The sequence below is a fragment of the Cohnella silvisoli genome (assembly GCF_021190915.1).
Taxonomy (GTDB): domain Bacteria; phylum Bacillota; class Bacilli; order Paenibacillales; family Paenibacillaceae; genus Cohnella; species Cohnella silvisoli.
Window position 1 is genome coordinate 24,853 of the sequence record NZ_JAIOAP010000010.1, and the last position, 19,008, is coordinate 43,860.

Sequence of the window (19,008 nt, forward strand, 5' to 3'; positions counted from 1 at the left end):
TGTAATGACCGCAAGCTTCGCTTTAGAATGGAAGAAGGGGCCGAGTCGGGGGAACATAACCGTTACTGACGGAAGTGTATCAAGAGGGACAGTGACAAGGGGAAACGGCAAATTTAGCGAGGAAGGTTTCTCCACTGACGGCGGGCAAACTAGACTGGAAGTTACCGTTAATCTTGAAGAGTCGAAAGGATCGGCTGCTACCCTTGTAACCATTGACGCGGCCGAACGTCCGTTCAGCTTTTTTCTGCGCGATGTGAGTGAAAAGTATCCGATTTATATACCCGCATATGGGGTCGCCGTAACCCGATCTGAGGATGCGCGGACCTATGATCAGATCGAGAATGAGATTAGAGCTAACAATCTTCTTACCGATCTGCAGCAAATCGAAGCAGAGCCGGAAGAAAGCTATGATAACGCAGCCAGCCACACTCGCGAGCTTGCGTGTCAAACATGGCTTGGTTTGTCGCGCGATATGAGGATCTTCGGTGTGGGGTTTCGCGGGGTTGGCGGAGAAGAGCGGTTATGGGATTGGATTCAACCGAGATTTCATGGTCATGAAGTAACGCTTCCCGAGAACGAAAATAAACCAGTCTGTTACCGCTATATGCTCGGAAGGGGAATTGGCTGTGTGGATGGCGTAACCCGCAGGCTCGAAGACGGAACGCTCCCCATCCTTCATGCTTCCATCGAGGATAACGATATCATCTATGACACGGTTTCCTTCGTCTCTTATGAGAGTAGCCCGTTAAACGCTGAAACCCTAAGAGGCACCCATTATCTGGCGGCCGATGGATTCGGGCATGGACATATGCTGACCGAAGAGCAGTTAAAGCAGAGGGAGCAATTGTTGCCGCAAGAGTTGAACAGTGAAGAGGAGACGGTGCTCTATTTTCGGGCAGTTGCGACTAATAAGGCGAGAGTACCGCGGTATGCATGGTTCAAGAACGTCATTCCCAACGCCTATGTGATGAACAATGATAAGAATTACGTATTCGATGCCGGGTGCGGTTTTGTTCAATTCTCGGAGGACAGGGTATGCTGCGTTTCGAAATTAAACGGGGAACCCCTCTCAGAGGAAGAAACAGCTATTCTTATCCCTCCCGGCGAGACGGCAACGTTCGAATTTTACTTGCCACATCGGCCGATTACGCGGAATCGAGCGGAAGGGTTGATCCGACAGCAGTTCGTATCCAGACTGGAAGAGTGCCGCGAATTCTGGTTATACAAGCTTTCCCGGGCAGCGTCGATCAAACTTCCGGAAAAGCGCGTGGATGAGATGGTCAAGGCGGGGCTGCTTCATCTCGACCTCGTAACCTACGGCTTGGAGCCGAATAGGACGGTCGTTCCAACAATCGGAGTGTATACGGCTATCGGATCGGAGAGCTCGCCGATTATTCAATTTATGGATTCGATGGGTTGGAGCGATTTGGCGGAGAGATCCCTGCAATTTTTCTTGGATAAGCAGCATGAGGACGGATTTATTCAAAATTTCGGCGGATATATGCTGGAAACGGGAGCCGCGTTGTGGAGCGTCGGCGAGCATTACCGGTATACCCGGAATGATGTTTGGTTGAATCGGATTAAGGGGAATTTGTTGAAGGCGTACGATTATCTCTTGGATTGGCGCAGCCGCAACAAAACGGAGGACCAGCGGGGCAAAGGATACGGCATGCTGGAAGGAAAAACGGCGGATCCGGAAGATCCTTTCCATTCTTTCATGCTGAATGGGTATGCTTATCTGGGGATGAGCCGATTGGCGGAAATTCTGGCTTCAAGCGATCCGGTACGCTCCGAACAAATTCGTGCGGAGGCGGAGGCTTTGAAAGAGGACATCCGTCAAGGATTGTTCGAGGCGATGGCGCGTTCCCCGGTTGTGCCGCTCGCTGACGGCAGTTGGGTCCCCACAGTTCCTCCATGGGTCGAGCACAGAGGCCCGCTCTCCCTATATGCTCAAGGGGGCAAATGGCTAACGCACGGCTCGGTCGTTGCACGCGATTCGCTTCTTGGGCCGTTGTACCTTGTTCTTCAGGAGGTCGTTCAGCCGGACGAAGCCGAAGCGGAATTTATGCTGAATTACCACCTTGAATTGATGTGCACCCGCAACGTGGCTTTAAGTCAACCTTATTACAGCATTCATCCATGGGTTCATCTCAAGCGCGGAGAAATCAAACCGTTCTTGAAGGCCTATTATAACGGTTTTGCCGGATTGGCGGATAGAGACACCTATACCTTCTGGGAGCACTACTGGCACGCAAGCCCGCACAAGACCCATGAGGAAGGCTGGTTCCTCATGCAAACACGTTGGATGTTGTATATGGAAGAAGGCCGCGAACTGAAGCTGCTGCCAGGAATTCCCCGGAAGTGGCTGGATAACGGAAAGGTCATTGAACTGAATGAAGTAGCGACTTACTTCGGATCTGTCTCCTTGCATGTTGAATCGAAATTGGAGCAAGGCGTAATCGTAGCTCGGGTGACCTGCGAATCGGACAGAAAACCGGACACCGTTACGATTCGGCTGCCGCACCCTAATGGCGCAATTCCTGCTCAAATCGTTGGCGGTTCCTATTCCGCTTCGCAGGAATCCGTTCGAATCGATCATTTTACCGGGAAAGCGGAAGTAACGTTACTGTTCTAAGTACAGCGCTCCAGGGATGATTCTATCCCTGGAGTATGTCTTTTTTCTTTTCTTTGAATTTCGATCTAGCATAAAAAATGCCGGGGATCTTCTCATCCGGCGCGTACTTTGATACAATGACCATGTTAAATGATGAAAGGATGTCTCCGGTGAGCCTGCTACCAACAGGCCCGCGCTTTAGGAGGCATCCTTTTCCGGTTGCCGGAATACGGGTCATCAACGATTGGACGTTACAATTCATTTAAGGGGCCAGGCTTCATGAATTATGATAAAGAACCATTCGAACGGACCTTTGAAAGCTTGGAAGAGTTAGCCGATACGATAAGCGAAGCCTTGCAGTGTTCGGTTACGATCGAAGATGCGAATCACAAGCTTATTTCATACAGTTCTCATGATACGGAAACGGATTCCGCACGAATTTCCACGATTATCGGAAGACGTGTTCCGGCGAAAATCATTCAAACGTTATGGCGTGACGGAGTGATCCAGAGGTTGATGAACAGCGATGAGCCTGTGAGGGTGTCAGCCATACAGGAAATTGGCCTCGGGGACCGTTTGGCTATAGCGATTCGTAAAGATAACAGTATTCTGGGTTACATTTGGGTGCTGGAAGAAGAAAAAAGACTGGACGATATAGCTGCCAAACAGCTGATTAAAGCGGCCAAGGCAGCAAAAACTAAACTGCTGCAGCTGCAAATGAAACACAAAAGGGAAGAGCAGGATTATCAAAATTTTTTCTGGCAGCTTCTGACGGGACATATGAAATCGGACACGGAGATTAGCGAACAGGCGGAGAGGCTCAGGCTGTCGCTTCCTCCTCTTTTTCGCGTGAATGTATTGAAATTCGCTTCCGATTTTACGGAAAAAACAATTCAACAGATAAAATATTTGATTACTACCTCATTGCAGAACCACGCGATCTTACATACTTTTAACAACGACCTGCTTATTTTACTCGAGGCCATAACACCGGAAAAGAAATCAAATCGGTCTGCGGATATGATTGCCGTAGCGTTAGAACAAATGAAGGTTCGATTCGGCATGGAGCCCATGGCGAGAGGCTGCGGGTCTGTATACGGACAATATTCAAAGGCTATTCATAGCTATCAGGAAGCTTTAACGGTTATCCAAATAAAGGAGAAGTTCCCCGAGGAAATGAACTCCGTTCATTGGTATGCCGATCTCGGATTTTATAGATTGTTACCGGCCATCTTGAAGGAAAAGCGAGACCATTGTTATGAGAATGAGTGCCTTCAAAAACTGTATAGCTATGATCTTGAACATAACGGCAATCTGCTGCGAACCTTGGAAATTTATTTAAGCAATGATTGCCGAATGAAAGAAACAGCCGAGTTTCTACATATTCACGACAATACTCTCAACTATCGGTTAAAGAGAATTTCTGAGATTGGCGGAATTGACCTGAATAATATGGACCAAAAAGTTACCTGTTAGCTGGAGATGAAAGTGGATAAGTTCGCTGCACCCTCTCGTTAAAACCACAAAGAGTATCTGTTTTTTTCTCGTTTCCCAACATACTCGCAAGAAGACTTCTTCCTTATACTTGATATAGAAGCTTATATCTAAGGAGGAATTATCATGATTATCGGAGTCCCGAAAGAAATTAAAAATAACGAAAACCGCGTTGCCATCACACCGGCAGGCGTCGTTTCCTTCGTGCGCGCAGGACATAAAGTGATCATTGAGAAGGACGCAGGGGCAGGCAGCGGTTTTAGGGACGAGGACTTCAGCGAAGCCGGAGCCCAGATTGCGGCGCATGCCGGAGAGGTTTGGTCCAAGGCTGACATGATTATCAAAGTAAAAGAGCCCGTGAATTCCGAATACGGCTATTTCCGGAATCGGTTAATTCTGTTTACTTACCTTCACTTATCCGCCAATCCGGAATTGGTTCGCGCGCTTAAGGAAACAGGCGTAACGGCCATTGCATACGAAACGGTTGAATTAAAAGGGTCATTGCCTCTATTAACTCCCATGAGCGAAGTGGCCGGCCGGATGGCTGTTCAAATCGGCGCTCAATTATTGGAAAAGCCCCATGGCGGAAAGGGTATCCTTATGGGAGGCGTGCCAGGAGTAAAACGAGGCAAGGTTTCTATTATCGGCGGCGGAGTTGTTGGAACGAACGCCGCCAAGATCGCAACGGGACTGGGAGCGGAAGTAACCATTCTGGATATGAACGCAGATCGGCTTCGCCAGTTGGATGATCTATTCGGACTAAAAGTTAACACGTTGATTTCTAACCCATACAATATTGCCGAAGCCGTCTCCGAATCCGACTTGTGCATCGGAGCGGTGTTAATTCCAGGAGCGAAAGCGCCGAAGATCGTTTCCGAAGACACGATAAGATCAATGAATACCGGCTCTGTAGTTATGGATGTTGCTATAGATCAAGGGGGTATCTTTGAGACCATCGACAGAGTGACAACCCACGACAACCCGACCTATGAAGAACATGGAATCATCCATTACTCCGTGGCCAACATGCCTGGTGCAGTTCCTCGAACTTCTACGATCGCATTAACGAACGTAACCATTCCCTATGCGCTGCAAATCGCCAATAAAGGATTTATGCAGGCGGTTAAAGATATTCCTGCGCTTAAGCTCGGAGTTAACGTAGCTGGGGGCTCGATTACTTATGAAGCAGTGGCTAAAGATTTGGGAGAGGACTATGTCCCGCTGGAACAGATACCGAGCATGACTCTCGCTATGTCCTGAACAGCTGACGTGAGACCTTCAAAATAGAACACCTGAGAGGTGTCCGTCATATGGCCTGGACGATCGATGCTAAGGGCGGGCGAATGATATTCAAGCTCCGCGAAGTGACCCAGTTGTCCCCCGTCAAAGTAGAACTGCATGCAGGAACCTAGGTAATTTTTTCGATTAGAAGGATAGTCCGGATAAACGCCGGAAGGATTTACGCTGAATTGGCGGACGACGAGACTGCTTTTCTTGTCGGCTAATACGCGTGAATACCCGAATCTGCCCGTTGAAGATAGGGCGTCTATGGAAAGCTTAAAGCTGCTCTGGCCTTCGCAATGTAATCTTAATCCATTAGGGAGCAATTCCATATCGATGTTTTCCGTTTGGGAGAACATCGTCAAAGGACGTATGGAACCGTAGGTCGGAGCTATGATTTGTCCACCGGGCGGTACCTGCATGATGCTCCATAGATTGCAAAAGCCGGAGGGGGAGGCGGTTCTGTCCATGGGCTTTGAATTGGAACTAACCGGAGTAAGATTCATATCTGTACGGACTTCATATCCGATATAAGAAACGGACGAGGAATCTGGCGTTAACGCTGAGCTGTTCCTAGGGAACGGGTTCGGCAGAAGCGTAAACCGTTTTTCGAGGTTTACTTGTATCGTTTGGGACGAAGAGGCGTGTTGCAGTTCACAGGACATATTTGCAATCGCGAGAGACTGGGTGGTCTGCGTTAGCTTCCAGTTCCCGGGATCCAACTGAGCTGGAATATGGTAGCTTCCGGAGTCGTCGATGAAATATTCCAATTCGGGGCTGATCCATGTGCGATCGCCGCCCGAATTCCAATTGTTCTCGTTGTGAAGAGCGTTTGGGTCACGCCAGAATGCGGAGGAACTTGCCTCTTCGGCAGTCTTTAACTCCAACACCCGCGCTCCCTTTTCCAGAATGATCAATTGTCCCCCCTGCGAGTTAGACAGGACGGCATAGGAATTGCCGGATTGTTGCAATTGTGATTGGAGCGTATTCCCCATAACAATAATTCCTTCTTTCTGTATCGTTGAAAAGTAGAGATAATTATCGTAATTATAGAACACATGAAGATGTTGTTCAACAAAAGATTGATGTCGATCGATTGTTGACAATTATACAAGTTAAAAAGAGAGGCAGCGAAATCGGCTATGGTTGTTAGCCGATTTCGCTGTTTTCCTTTTCGAGGAGTACTAAATCTATACTATTATCAGTGTTCTGTATATAAAAACTCCGACTTATTGACTTACTAAATCGGATGTTAAATAAAACATCCCATGGCTATAGCCAGAAGTAAAAAGACAAATTGGGATAAGTGCAAAGACGAATTTGAATGTTGTTTATATTGTGCAGTCGTCTACAATTAACGTGTAAGAAAGGAATGAGGAGGTAAATATCATGAGCAAAATGAAAGTGGCCGTTATCGGCTGCGGAACGATCGCCAGCAATGCCCATATCAAGGCATATGCGGCCAATCCGAATGCGGAAATTAAATATTTTTGCGATATTCTCAAGGAAAAAGCCGACATGGCCGTTACTGAATACGGAGGCGGTGAAGCAATCGAAGATTATCACGTCATCTTGGGCGACCCCGAGGTTGAAGCAGTCTCGATTTGCACTCCGAATCACCTTCACTCGTCGATTTCCATTGATTGCTTGCGGGCGGGCAAACACGTGCTTTGCGAAAAACCGGCTGCTAGAACGTATGCAGAGGCGCTGGAGATGCAGAAGGTGCAGCACGAAACCGGCAAAGTGCTCAATATCGGCGTCGTCAACCGCTTTAATAAGGGAGTAAATATAATTAAGGAAATGATTGATAACGGCGACCTGGGAGAGCTCTACCATGTGTACATCAGTTTTCGAGCTCAGCGCTCCATTCCAGGGCTCGGCGGTGCTTTTACGACAAAGTCGATAGCCGGAGGCGGCGTTCTAATCGACTGGGGTGTTCATTTTCTCGATATCGTTATGTACTGCTCGGGAGATCCGCAGCCACGCACGGTTTCCGGACAAGCATACAGCAAGCTTGGGAGGGATATGAAGAACTATGCATTCCTTAACATGTGGGCTGGACCGCCCAAGTATTCGGGCACGTATGACGTGGATGATTTCGTAACGGGTTTGATTCGCACAGAAGGTCCGACCATTTCTCTGAATGGGGCGTGGGCGCAAAATATCGGAGTAGAAGAGATGTATATCGATTTCCTAGGCGACAAGGCGGGCATCCGGTTACAGTACGGGGCCGATTTCAAAATATACAGCGCGCAGAATGGAATTTTGCTGGAAACAGCGGCTAAATACAAAGCAGGCGACATGTTTCAAAATGAAATCGATAGCTTTATTGACTGTATTCGCACGGGCGAAAAGCTTCCGTCCCATATTGATACGGTCATTCTCTCTTCCAAGATCATTCAAGCGATTTATGATTCATCCGAACAAAGATCGGAAATTGTCATTTCTGAATGATGGAGGCAGAAGATAATGAAGAAAATAGGGTTTATCGATTATTATCTCGACGAATGGCATGCCAACAAATACCCGGCGTGGATCGAGCAAGCGACGAACGGGGAGATGAAAGTTACATGCGCTTACGGTAAAAAGGATGCGGAGAACGGTGTCGACAATGCCAGCTGGTGCAAAAACAAAGGCATCGAGCTGCTCGATTCCATTGAAGCGGTTGTGAAGGAAAGCGACTATTTGATCGTGCTTTCTCCAGATCATCCGGAGCTTCATGAGGAGCTGGCGATGCTGGCTCTGCAATCCGGTAAGCCCACTTATGTCGACAAAACGTTCACGCCTGACCGTAAAACCGCGAAACTCTTGTTCGAGACAGCTCATCAACATGGGACGCCTTTGTTTTCGGCCTCGGCGTTGCGATTTGCAGCCGAGTACGAAGCGGCGAACCGGCAAGGAATTGATAGGATATGCAGCATAGGTCCGGGGAATTACGATACCTATTCCATACACCAGATCGAGCCGATCGTTTCCCTCTTGGGCAGCGAGACGGAACGGGTCATGTTCGTTGGATCTAATGTATCTAGTGAGCTGCTAATCGAATTTTCGGGAGGCAGACAAGCCGCGATCCATCATTATACCAACAGCACGTTTAGTCTGACTCTGAATTATCAAAGCAACGATTCAGTATTATTGAAGCCGGAATCGGATTTCTTCGCCGCATTCATCAAGAACATGGTACAATTTTTTCAAACAGGCAAGCCAACGATCGATCCGAAAGAGACGATCGCGATTATAACGATCATCGAATACGGCTTGAAAGCAATGCAAACGCCTTTCCAATGGGTAAAGCTGCCTCAGAATTAAACTTACACAAGATAGAAGCGTGAGACGATGAAGGGCAAGGGAGACGCGGGTTGTCATTTTCACTTTGACAATGTATTTGCTAAGGGCGAGTCGAAGTTCGGCGGCATCGATTTATACCAAATCGGCGAGCTTTGGTGCGAAGCTGGCTATGAAGTTCTTCCGCACAGGCAGTTTTGTCTTGAACTGAGCTATATCGTGTCCGGCAGCGGGTTTTTCTTCATCGACGATGAATGCGTTAAAGTCGGTGAAGGCGATATATTTTACAATGCCGTCGGTCACGTGCATTCAATCAAAACGGATTCCTCCAGCACCCTTCGTTATGTATATTTAGGTTTTATGTTTAACGATGAGGCCGAAGAACAGTTCGCGGATATCCAAGCTTTCTTTCAATCGGCGCAGTATTACCATTCCAAAGACGCTCACAACCTAATGCTTCCTTTTTTTCGCAGCATCGATGAATTTTTTATGCAAAAACCGTGTTCTAACCTTTTGATCAAAAGTTATCTCGAGGAAATTATTGTGCTTTCCTATCGGGCATTGTCCGAGAAGACGGGCAAGATAAGGAGATACAGCCCGCAGAAATCGCCGCATTCGGTTGGCTTTACGGTTTATACGGTTATGCGTCACATCGACAATCACCTGCTGCAGCTCAGAAGCATCAAATCGATCGCCGAAAATCTGGGGTACAGCTATACGTATTTGTCGCATACGTTCAAGGATAAAACGGGAATGACTCTACAGAGATACATTAATCTTAAAAAAGTGGAAAAAGCGCTGGAGATGATAAACTACGGGGGGATATCCCTCACAGAAATCGCGGCGACGCTTAATTATGAGACGATTCAGTCCTTCAGCAAAGCATTTTCACGCATAATGGAGCATCCTCCTTCCTACTATGCTGCGATGCGACGGAATGAAGCCCAAGAAAAATAAATGAATGTTCGCTGTAATGTTGATTCATTGACTTCTCGTCTTTCAAGTGCTGAACCTCGATAGGATATGCTGGGTTTTTATCAACCGTGATCACACGTGGCGATTGATTGTGCGGTGAAGTCAGAGCTTTTTTGAAAAACGTTTGGCCGCGGGAGCAAATGGGGACCTATAAAATCCATCTCTGTGCTGAAAAACTAGTAAAATAAATGATGAGGAGTTGCCCCTGAGGTCTTATCAGACCTTATGGGGCAGCCCCTTCGTGTGTTCGATTTATGATGATGTTATTTCCGATTTTTATCGTTTAGGATTTCTGATTTGGATAATCCGGTAGCTTTCTCAATCACTTCAATGTCTATACCTAATGATAGTAGGTTCATAGCTGTTTCAAGTTTCCCTTCTCGCAAGCCTTCTTGGATACCTTTCTGCAAGCCTTTCTCCATGCCTTTCTCCAAGCCTATTCGCTCGCCTTCCTCGATACCCTTTTTCATTCCCGACCGTTTAGCGGCAGACATAGCGCTGTTATGCTCAATTAGCGCTTCCTCGCGGGCTTCGTACAGACGTAACGTCTCTTTGTCGCTGCTTAACCGAAGCAGGCGTTCCTCTGCAGACTTAATCGTAGAATCCATCGCGATCAACTCCTCTAATTGTTGTTTAGTAACCTTCTCATCTAGAAATAATAGCCAGCGGTGGAGCGGATTATTCAAATCATGCTTCGTACTGCGAAATTTGGGACACTCGAGGAAATGGACTTCCAGAACGTCCGTCAGCATGAAATCCCGTGTGGTATCTTCATATAAGTGAAATGTGCTGTGGAATTGCATGAGCGGTAAATAAGAGAAATCTAAAATATTTATGGCAACTGTTTTCTTTAAGAGCTCGTAATCGTGCCCCTCTTTAATGGAGCTGACGTACATTTTTCCCAGATAGAAAAGGGTGCGTTTATCCATGGCATGCTCGCGTTCAATTTGCACTTCGAGATCGATTTGCTCTTGGTCTGCCGTTTCGCAGCGAACATCAAGGCGTCCGCTCTTGCCATCGATGACCTCTTTGACCAATTCTTTGTTTTCAATGATCGTCACGTCAATAATCTTTTTTTCGTCTATAGGATGAAGAATAGCATTCAACAATGAAATCAGCAGTTGCTTGCTTTCCGTTTCTCCAAATAGGCGTTTAAATAAAAAGTCATTTTTCGGTTTTAGTCGATGTACAATCATCATTGTTCTCCCCTCAGTATATCATGCTCGTTGCTTTCAGAACATGAAAAAGCCGCTTCATCCTGCCCGAGTTAGGGCAAGACAAGCGGCGTGTGCTTCACGTCCGAATATTGCTATCGCTTTCGATTATAGCAGTCGCGAGCCTTTTCATCAATGATCTCACAACAGGCTAATCTGCCGAAACCATTGCCATGTTTCCCACATTAATGTCAACGTAAGACTTCCTGTTTCCTTGGAGAAGTTGTACCGCCCTCGTTAAGCTCGGATTTCGTAATTAGCAAGGAAGAAGTGCCTTCCGGATTACGACTGTTAATGATCTCTAGCAGCAGCGATACGGCCTTTTCATTTTCCGTAGCGGGGACGTATAAGGTAGTCAACTGAGGGACGCTGACCTTCACAAGCTCGGTTAGGCCGGAACCGATTAGACTGACGTCGTTCGGTACGGATACGCCGGTGCTCTGAAGGTACTGAAGGACGCCGAATTGGATAACGGTATTCGCGCAAAAGGCAGCCGTATAATCGAGCCGCAGCTTCTCTGCTCTTTTGCACAGCTCATAGCCATTTTCATCATTGCTAATTTGAATCAGGGATTTGTCCAGAGGAATTCCGTTCGTTTCATGGGCTTGAATATAACCTTCCAAGGCTAATTGATGGATATCGTAATCCAGACTGCCCATAAACAGCGCAATACGGGTATGACCGAGCGACATTAAATATTGGGTAGCATCCAAAGCTAACTTCCTATCATCAAAGGCGATAAAATTAAGCCCCTTTTCTTGGTTGCATAAAGGCAGTCCATAGAAAATATAAGGGGTATTCGAGTGTCGAAACATATTAAGGAGCTTTTCGTCAACGTCGCCGGATATGATGAACCCCTCGATCTCCTGGTTGTCTAGAGATCTTTGCAGTTTGCTCAATGATTCGGGGGCATGCGTTATATTCATGAAAATCAATCCATAATTAAAACGGCTGGCCGCCGCTTCTATGGTTTGCAGATGAACCATATAACGCGGGTCATTCGCATCCCTATCATAGAGAACGAAGCAAAGTTTAGGAGAGACTTCTACGTCCCTGTAGCCAAGGTCTTTGGCCGCCTGAAGTATTTTATTTCGGGTTTCGCTCGATATCGTGCTGCTTGGCGTATTGTTCAATACGAGGGAAACGGCTGTTCGCGAAATGCCGAGATGCTCCGCAATCTCCTTTTTAGTAACCATAGGCTTTCTCCTTCTTAAGAAACAATCATAACGATGGTTATATTATAATTCAAACAGGTAGAAATCGTCAATTTTAAGTACAAAAATGCAGGGCATAATACAAATATAGTAATATGAAAGTATTTTCAAGAGAAAATGCAAGTATAAAAAATAGGATTGACATGCAAATATAACGACTGTTATGATTTCCTTGAAATTAGGTTTACCGATGTATACATAGGAGGGTGGGATCATTCAACGTTTTGCGCCAAATTACAGCAGTACTCGTAGGGGCCGGTGCGAGAGGAAGATTCGTATATGGTGCATATGCGAAGAAGTATCCGGCGGAAATGAAAATCGTCGCAGTCGCCGAACCGAACGAAGAACGAAGACGGCTTGTCGCAACGGAGCACGGACTCTCATCCGATCAGTTGTATGAAAGCTGGGAACAAGTTTTATCAAAAGTAAAAATGGCTGATGTTGCAGTGATATCCACGCAGGATAGAATGCATTACGCGCCGACGATGAAAGCTTTAGAGCATGGTTACGACGTGCTGCTTGAGAAACCGATGTCTCCATCGGCAGACGAAATCATCGCCATGGCTAACGCATCCCGCATGCATAATCGCTTGTTGACGGTCAGTCACGTGTTGCGGTATACCCCGTTCTGGTCGAAGATCAAAGAAATAATAACAAGCGGATCTATCGGGAAGATCGTTTCCGTACAGTTAAGCGAAAATGTGGGTTATTTCCATATGGCACATAGTTTCGTTCGGGGGAACTGGAACAAATCCGAAGAAACGAGTCCGATGATTTTGCAGAAATCCTGTCACGATATGGACATCCTATCCTGGTTGATTGGCGAGAAGTGCGCAAAAATCAGTTCTTACGGCTCGCTGCTGCACTTCCGACCGGAGAATGCTCCGTCCGGTTCAGCGCTCCGATGCACGGACAGCTGCGCGGTCGAACGGGAATGTCCTTATTCGGCGGTTCGAATCTATGAAGAGGATAGTACTCACGAGTGGTCCCGCTTTATCACCAACGATCTGACGCCGGAAGGGATCAATGAAGCGATTAAGAACGGTCCGTTCGGACGCTGCGTATATCGTTGCGATAATAACGTGGTCGACCATCAAGTGGTCAACATGGAATTCGAAAGCGGCTCGACTGCATCGTTTACGATGTCCGGCTTCTCTCACGATGTTTCCAGAACGGTTCAAGTGATGGGAACTTTAGGGGAAATCAGAGGTTATATGGAGAAAAACGAAATTGTTCTATACCCTTATGGGAAAGATGCGATCGATGTTTCCGCCGCCGCCGAAGAAGGAGGGCATGGAGGAGGCGATGAAGGCCTGGTAAGGGAATTCCTGAATCAGGTTCGGGATGAAAATAACAACGGCGGCCAAGGGCTGACGTCGGCTGAAGCTTCGGTACAAAGCCACTTGATGGCCTTTGCGGCGGAGCAATCCAGGTTAGAGGGCGGGAGCTCTGTCGCTATTGCGGAACTGAGCGCTCAACAAACCTGTTCCGTTGGCAGTTGAGCTGAGTTAAACCAGCTTCATATAGCATCAACTGAATAAAACTATTGGGGGGTCACATCAATTGAAAAATGTAAACGCATTATTATTATCTCTTGTTATGGTCGTTGTTCTGTTGGCAGGATGCGCAGGGAATAAAAACAACGAATCGGCGAGTTCCGCGGCAAATACGGAATCAAACGCCAGTCCGAGCGCTATCGCTACAAGCTCAGCAAGCGAAGCCAATGTATACCCGGAAAACGGTTTGTCCAAGGAAGAGAAAGTAACGCTGAAGATGGGTTTCTGGGAAGCTGGTTCCGGACGCGCTTGGATGGATCTGGCGGTAAAGAAATTTACCGAGAAATATCCGAATGTCACGTTCGACATTACTTCGACGCCGACGCTGAATACGATTCTCGAACCTAAGATCGCAGCCGGCGATGATAATGACATGTTCGATTTGTTTATTCCCAATTTCACGGCAGCAGGTCAACTCGAACGTTTGGCTAAAGCCGGCAAGCTGGAATCGCAAGACGATTTATGGGAACGCGACGTACCGGGAGAAACGGGCAAAAAGCTGAGGTCGGTCATCTCTGATGATGCTTACGATTCATCTCTTAGCATGGGCTTTACGGCTAGGGTACCGGTTGCCGGGTATACTGCAGGCCTATTCTATGATCAGAAGCTGTTCGATGAGAAAGGCTGGAATAAAAACCCTGGGACATGGGACGAATTTGTAGCGCTTCTGGATCAAATTAAAGCGGATGGAGTTATTCCGCTTACATTCCCAGGCGTATACGCTGGGTACCTTACGGATTACGTGTTTAATACCATTCAGTTCGACCTGGCCAAAGCCAATGGAACTTTCGATACTTACATCAAAAATTTCCGCAGCTTTACGGGGCCGCAACTCACAACGGCAGAAAACAAAGAAGCATGGAATCGATTATACGAATTTGGAAAGAAGGGTTATTTCCCTTCGGGTGTAGCGGCACTGAACCATACACAATCGCAAATGCAGGTGCTTCAGCATAAAGCTGCGCTTGTTTCAACCGGAGACTGGGTCGGCAATGAGATGAAAGAAAGCACGCCGGAAGGCTTCACTTGGGGATTCATGGCCGTACCGGCTACCAACGATGCTAACCAAACCGTATTCGTTAATTCCGGGGTGGGCGATACCGCATTTGTAATTTGGAAAAACAAGCCTGAGATAAATAAAAAGTGGGCGAAGGAATTCATTATGAGCTTGTACGATTTTGAAATTCAGGAGTCGATTGCTTCGCAAGCGGGAGCCTTTCCGTCGAGACTGGATTATGGCGATGATTCTGCTCGTATCGCGAAGTTGCAGCCAACTCAGGCAGCCGTAATGGATTATGCAACAAAACATAATGTACAGTATATTTCCTATCGTCGCGAATTCGGACTTACAAGTCCTGAAAGCGGTCAAGCTGACAAGATGCTTAGCGAATTAATAACAGCAGCGGCAACAGGGAAGAAAGATCCTTCACCGGTGTTGGAACAAGCGGAGAAACTTAAGCAAATCGCGATTGAGAAAGACCGTCCTAAACAGTAAAAAGCATAGGTTCGGGGGGAAGAGAATTCCTCCCGAATATTTATTCACGTAAGGGGGAGACGCTTTGAACGCCGGGATAAACGGAAATGAAGCGGTTGTGCGGAAGCGGCAGGGATCCGATAAGGCTAGAAGACAGCGAGCCGTCTTTTTATTCCTTGCGGTTGCCCCGTCATTGCTTGGCTATTTTTTGTTCACCTTGTATCCGAATGTAATGTCGGTTTATTACTCCCTTTTAGATTGGGATGGACTAACAGGCGCCACTTATGTAGGATTCGACAACTATGTAAACATGGTCAAAGATCAATTCGTCTGGCGCGCTTTGTACCATAACCTGTTGTATATGATCGTCGTACCTGCGCTTATCGTCTTTATTTCATTATTGCTAGCTTATTTGTTGAACAATAAATCCTATAGAGAAAATTCCATCTATAAAGTTATCTATTTCTTTACGAATGTACTTTCTACCGTTGTTATTGCTTTGCTGTGGTCTTTTATTTTCGATGGAAGCTTTGGATTGCTTAATGGCATGTTGGAGCTATTCGGTTTAAATATGAATGACTTTTACTGGCTTGGGGACTCGAGAACAGCCTTTTGGGCATTGGTATTACCGATGGTATGGGGGGGAGTTGGCCTATATGTCGTTATTTTCATCAATGCGATCAGCGCTATACCTAAATCCCTATACGAAGCGGCCGTTCTTGAAGGAGCGCGTCCGATGACGATCCTGTTCCGGATTACGATTCCGCTCATACGCGGGGTCATTCGAGTTTGTGTGGTTTTTGTCATTCTGGGTTCGATTAAAGGATTTGAGGTCATTATGATTTTGACAAACGGCGGTCCGGAAGGTTCGACTGACGTAATCGGGCTGTATATGTTTAATCTCGCATTTGGAAAAGAATATCACAACTACGGATACGCTTCCGCTATAGGAATGTTCTTGTTCGTCATTCTTGTCGGGGCAAAGTTGATTATCGATAAATGTTTTCCGGAGGAAAATGTCGAGTTCTAGCATGGGTAATCAAGGAGGTAACATGGCATGGCTGAACGGCGAACATTAATGGATGGAGTATGGAGGGTTTTACTGCTTCTGTGGGCGATATCCATCATTTTTCCGGTCATATGGATACTGTATCAATCTTTCAGAACGAACGCTGCTTTCTTCCAAGATATATGGGCTTTACCTACGGAGCTGCGATGGGGCAATTATTCCAAGGCATGGAACGACTATAACATCGGCAAATCGTTCGCGAATACGTTGTATTATGTCGGCGTGAGCTTGGTGCTGGGCACTTTTTTAACAACGCTTAACGCTTATGCGTTAACGCGAATGAATTTTCGCGGAAGAAAGCTGATCTGGGGCTTGATCATGCTTTCGCTGTTTTTGCCGGGAATCAACGCATTGGTACCCCAATACATTCTGATGAAGTCCTTGCATCTGACGAATAGCCTAACAGGCTTGGTAATACTGGATAGCTTCGGGGAGAACGTGTTCTTTCTTATGCTGCTTGGTGGGTTTATGTCCTCGCTTCCTAGAGATTTGGAGGAGAGCGCTTTTATGGACGGTGCTTCGATCTTCCAGATGTTTTGGCGGATTATCGTGCCTTTGTCCACGCCTGGAATCGTAACGGTTGCTATTTTCAAGTTTCTCGGGCTGTACAATAACTTTCTGGGACCATTCATCTATTTGGGAGATCCGGCTAAGTATACGATCGGAGTCAACATGTATCAGGCCAATATGAAGATGCAATATACATCGGATTGGGTGACGATGTTTGCCGGTGTCATGATCGTTATGGTTCCTTCTATTATTTTCTACGTGATCTTTCAGAGAAGAATTATGGAAGGCGCTACTATGGGGGCGATGAAAGGATGAGCAGGAAACAACTCGAACTGTCTTTCTTCGGTGAGTTGAGCGGATTGGATAGCGGTTTGGATATGGTTTGCGGCATGCTCGGCATGAAGCGTACGGACAGCGGAGGCATATCGGTAACGTTGGAGCGAACGGAAGAAGCGATCTTGATTGTGGAATTCGACGGTGTTGGCGCGAGGATAAAATACGCCCAGATAAGCCATTTATTTCGGGCGATCGGGCTAATGGCGGAATCCGTTAAATCGGACAAGCCCATTGAAATTCGAGAAGAGCCGCAGTTCGATACGGTTGGCGTCATGATCGATTGTTCCCGCAATGCGGTACCGAAGACGGAAAGCGTGAAGGAACTTCTGCGTTATATGGCCCTGATGGGGATGAATTCACTCATGCTATATACAGAGGATACTTATTCTGTGGAGAGCGAGCCGTACTTCGGCTACATGCGGGGCAAATATACGCAGGAGCAATTAAAGGAATGCGACGATTACGCCGCAGAGTTGGGAATCGAAATGATTCCTTGTATCCAGACGCTTGCCCACTTGGAGCAGTTTCTTAAGTGGGAGGCGGCATCTCTCTTGAGAGATACGCAGGACGTACTTCTGGCAGGCAACGATTTAACTTACGAATTTATAGAAAGCTTGGTAGATGCAGCATCGCGAAGCTTTCGTAGTAAGCGCATACATATTGGGATGGACGAGGCGCACGGATTGGGGCGCGGCCGTTCTCTCGATCTCTATGGCTACCGTAATAGATTCGAATTAATGAATGAACATTTATCCAAGGTGATGGAAATTACGTCGGCTTATGGCTTGCAACCGATGATCTGGAGCGATATGTACTTCAGGATCGGTTCTGCGGCGAATGACTATTATGATTTGGATGCCGATATCGAAGAAGCTCATGCCAAGCGTATACCTCGGGAAGCGAAGCTCGTCTATTGGGATTATTATCATTACGAGCAAGAGTTCTATGAGGCAATGATACGAATGCACCGTCAACTCGGCTCCGTTCCGGTAATTGCCGGAGGCATATGGACATGGGTCGGAATGTGCACCCATTACGGCCGTACGATGAAATGCTCCAATGCGGCTCTGCAAGCAGGTAAGCAAGAGGGGGTAAGGGAAGTATTCGCTACGATGTGGGGCGATAACGGAGCGGAAAACAATCTATGGTCCATACTTCCGGGAATGCAATTATATGCCGAACACGCTTTCTCCAAAGTATTGGACGAGCAACGATTGAAACAAAGAACGAGCTTCTGCACGGGGATTCCTTACGATCATTATATGAATTTAGAAATGCTGGACGATATTCCGGGTTTGCCGGCGGATCACGGAGATTTCTCCAACCCATCCAAATATTTATTATGGCAAGATGCACTGTTGGGGCTGTTTGACAAACACATAGAAAATCTAGATGTTTCGGGGCATTATGGAAGGCTTGCGGATCTTTATAGCGATCAAGCAACTAATAGCCAAGACGCGAAACGTCTATTTGAGCTTCCTGCCCGATTAAGCGATGTTCTTGCGCTGAAAGCCGATTTGGGAATACGTATTAAACGCGCCTATGATTCAGGAGATCGCGGAATATTGGAGCAAATCGCTTCAAACGAGCTGCCACAATTGTTGCTCAAGGTTGAAGCTTTAAGAATCGCTCATCGCGAACAATGGATGGGAACGAATAAGCCTCAAGGGTGGGAAGTATTGGATATCCGTTACGGGGGCCTGACAGCTAGATTGAGAACGGCGAAGGATCGGATAACGGACTATTTGGAAGGGGGTGTTTCGCGCATAGAGGAATTGGACGAGCAGAGATTGTATTTTGACGACAGGGAAAGACGAGGTGGAGCGGGAACGGACTATTTTACGACGTATCATCGGATTGCGAGTGCTGGAGCTTTCGTTTAATTCAACCTTCAGTTAGGACGGAACTGTTCGATCGCATGAAAAATCTCAATAATATATCAAGTCTATCGCTTTGCTGAAAAACTAGCAAAGTAAGTAATGGAAC

14 protein-coding genes and 1 pseudogene are annotated in these 19,008 nt (G+C 46.8%); 11 read left to right on the top strand and 4 right to left on the bottom strand.

Annotated features, from left to right (window positions below):
* Nucleotides 1-4 precede the first annotated feature (4 nt).
* The 3 genes from K7P76_RS18490 (at nt 5) to ald (ending at nt 5,368) form a co-directional block, all read left to right on the top strand.
* On the top strand, nt 5-2,635 hold the full coding sequence (locus tag K7P76_RS18490; RefSeq protein WP_232186788.1) for a glucosidase family protein: 2,631 nt from the start codon (nt 5-7) through the stop codon (nt 2,633-2,635).
* A 258-nt stretch (nt 2,636-2,893) separates the two neighbouring features.
* The gene (locus K7P76_RS18495; protein ID WP_232186789.1) at nt 2,894-4,090 is read left to right on the top strand and encodes a PucR family transcriptional regulator; all 1,197 of its coding nucleotides are present in this window, start codon (nt 2,894-2,896) and stop codon (nt 4,088-4,090) included.
* 144 nt (nt 4,091-4,234) lie between these two features.
* Nucleotides 4,235-5,368, top strand: a complete 1,134-nt coding sequence (gene ald / locus K7P76_RS18500; RefSeq protein WP_232186790.1) for an alanine dehydrogenase — start codon at nt 4,235-4,237, stop codon at nt 5,366-5,368.
* Here the strand turns inward: ald and K7P76_RS18505 are convergent.
* Nucleotides 5,320-6,384: a DUF6786 family protein gene (locus tag K7P76_RS18505; protein WP_232186791.1), complete on the bottom strand. Its 1,065-nt coding sequence runs from the start codon at nt 6,382-6,384 to the stop codon at nt 5,320-5,322. The two genes, ald and K7P76_RS18505, sit on opposite strands and share 49 nt — an antisense overlap.
* A gap of 394 nt (nt 6,385-6,778) precedes the next feature.
* Here K7P76_RS18505 and K7P76_RS18510 point away from each other — a divergent pair, with 394 nt between their 5' ends.
* Genes K7P76_RS18510 through K7P76_RS18520 form a run of 3 tightly spaced genes read left to right on the top strand, consistent with a single transcriptional unit; the run spans nt 6,779 to nt 9,631 of the window.
* A complete protein-coding gene (locus tag K7P76_RS18510) occupies nt 6,779-7,843 on the top strand; it encodes a Gfo/Idh/MocA family protein (RefSeq protein WP_232186792.1) in 1,065 nt (354 codons plus the stop codon).
* A gap of 15 nt (nt 7,844-7,858) precedes the next feature.
* Nucleotides 7,859-8,698, top strand: a complete 840-nt coding sequence (locus K7P76_RS18515; RefSeq protein WP_232186793.1) for a Gfo/Idh/MocA family oxidoreductase — start codon at nt 7,859-7,861, stop codon at nt 8,696-8,698.
* Nucleotides 8,699-8,725: 27 nt separating this feature from the next.
* Nucleotides 8,726-9,631, top strand: coding sequence for an AraC family transcriptional regulator (locus K7P76_RS18520; RefSeq protein WP_232186794.1), 906 nt, complete (start codon nt 8,726-8,728; stop codon nt 9,629-9,631).
* A 25-nt stretch (nt 9,632-9,656) separates the two neighbouring features.
* Here K7P76_RS18520 and K7P76_RS18525 read toward each other — a convergent pair.
* From K7P76_RS18525 to K7P76_RS18535, 3 genes and pseudogenes are all read right to left on the bottom strand, one after another.
* A pseudogene (locus K7P76_RS18525) lies at nt 9,657-9,770 on the bottom strand (IS6 family transposase); the annotation flags it as partial.
* A 142-nt stretch (nt 9,771-9,912) separates the two neighbouring features.
* Nucleotides 9,913-10,848 carry an Rpn family recombination-promoting nuclease/putative transposase gene (locus K7P76_RS18530; protein WP_232186795.1) on the bottom strand — a complete coding sequence of 312 codons (936 nt, stop codon included), beginning with the start codon at nt 10,846-10,848 and terminating at the stop codon, nt 9,913-9,915.
* Nucleotides 10,849-11,054: 206 nt separating this feature from the next.
* Nucleotides 11,055-12,059: a LacI family DNA-binding transcriptional regulator gene (locus K7P76_RS18535; RefSeq protein ID WP_232186796.1), complete on the bottom strand. Its 1,005-nt coding sequence runs from the start codon at nt 12,057-12,059 to the stop codon at nt 11,055-11,057.
* Nucleotides 12,060-12,301: 242 nt separating this feature from the next.
* Between K7P76_RS18535 and K7P76_RS18540 the strand changes: the two genes are divergently transcribed.
* The 5 genes from K7P76_RS18540 to K7P76_RS18560 all read left to right on the top strand — a co-directional run bounded on the left by K7P76_RS18540 (nt 12,302) and on the right by K7P76_RS18560 (nt 18,905).
* Nucleotides 12,302-13,579: a Gfo/Idh/MocA family protein gene (locus tag K7P76_RS18540; protein WP_232187005.1), complete on the top strand. Its 1,278-nt coding sequence runs from the start codon at nt 12,302-12,304 to the stop codon at nt 13,577-13,579.
* A gap of 61 nt (nt 13,580-13,640) precedes the next feature.
* Nucleotides 13,641-15,128 carry an ABC transporter substrate-binding protein gene (locus K7P76_RS18545; protein ID WP_232186797.1) on the top strand — a complete coding sequence of 496 codons (1,488 nt, stop codon included), beginning with the start codon at nt 13,641-13,643 and terminating at the stop codon, nt 15,126-15,128.
* A gap of 64 nt (nt 15,129-15,192) precedes the next feature.
* On the top strand, nt 15,193-16,137 hold the full coding sequence (locus K7P76_RS18550; protein ID WP_232186798.1) for a carbohydrate ABC transporter permease: 945 nt from the start codon (nt 15,193-15,195) through the stop codon (nt 16,135-16,137).
* Nucleotides 16,138-16,164: 27 nt separating this feature from the next.
* A complete protein-coding gene (locus K7P76_RS18555; RefSeq protein ID WP_232186799.1) occupies nt 16,165-17,001 on the top strand; it encodes a carbohydrate ABC transporter permease in 837 nt (278 codons plus the stop codon).
* Complete coding sequence (locus tag K7P76_RS18560) at nt 16,998-18,905, top strand: beta-N-acetylhexosaminidase (protein WP_232186800.1); 1,908 nt, start codon at nt 16,998-17,000, stop codon at nt 18,903-18,905. The genes K7P76_RS18555 and K7P76_RS18560 overlap by 4 nt, the downstream gene beginning before the upstream one ends.
* The last annotated feature ends 103 nt before the right edge of the window (nt 18,906-19,008 follow it).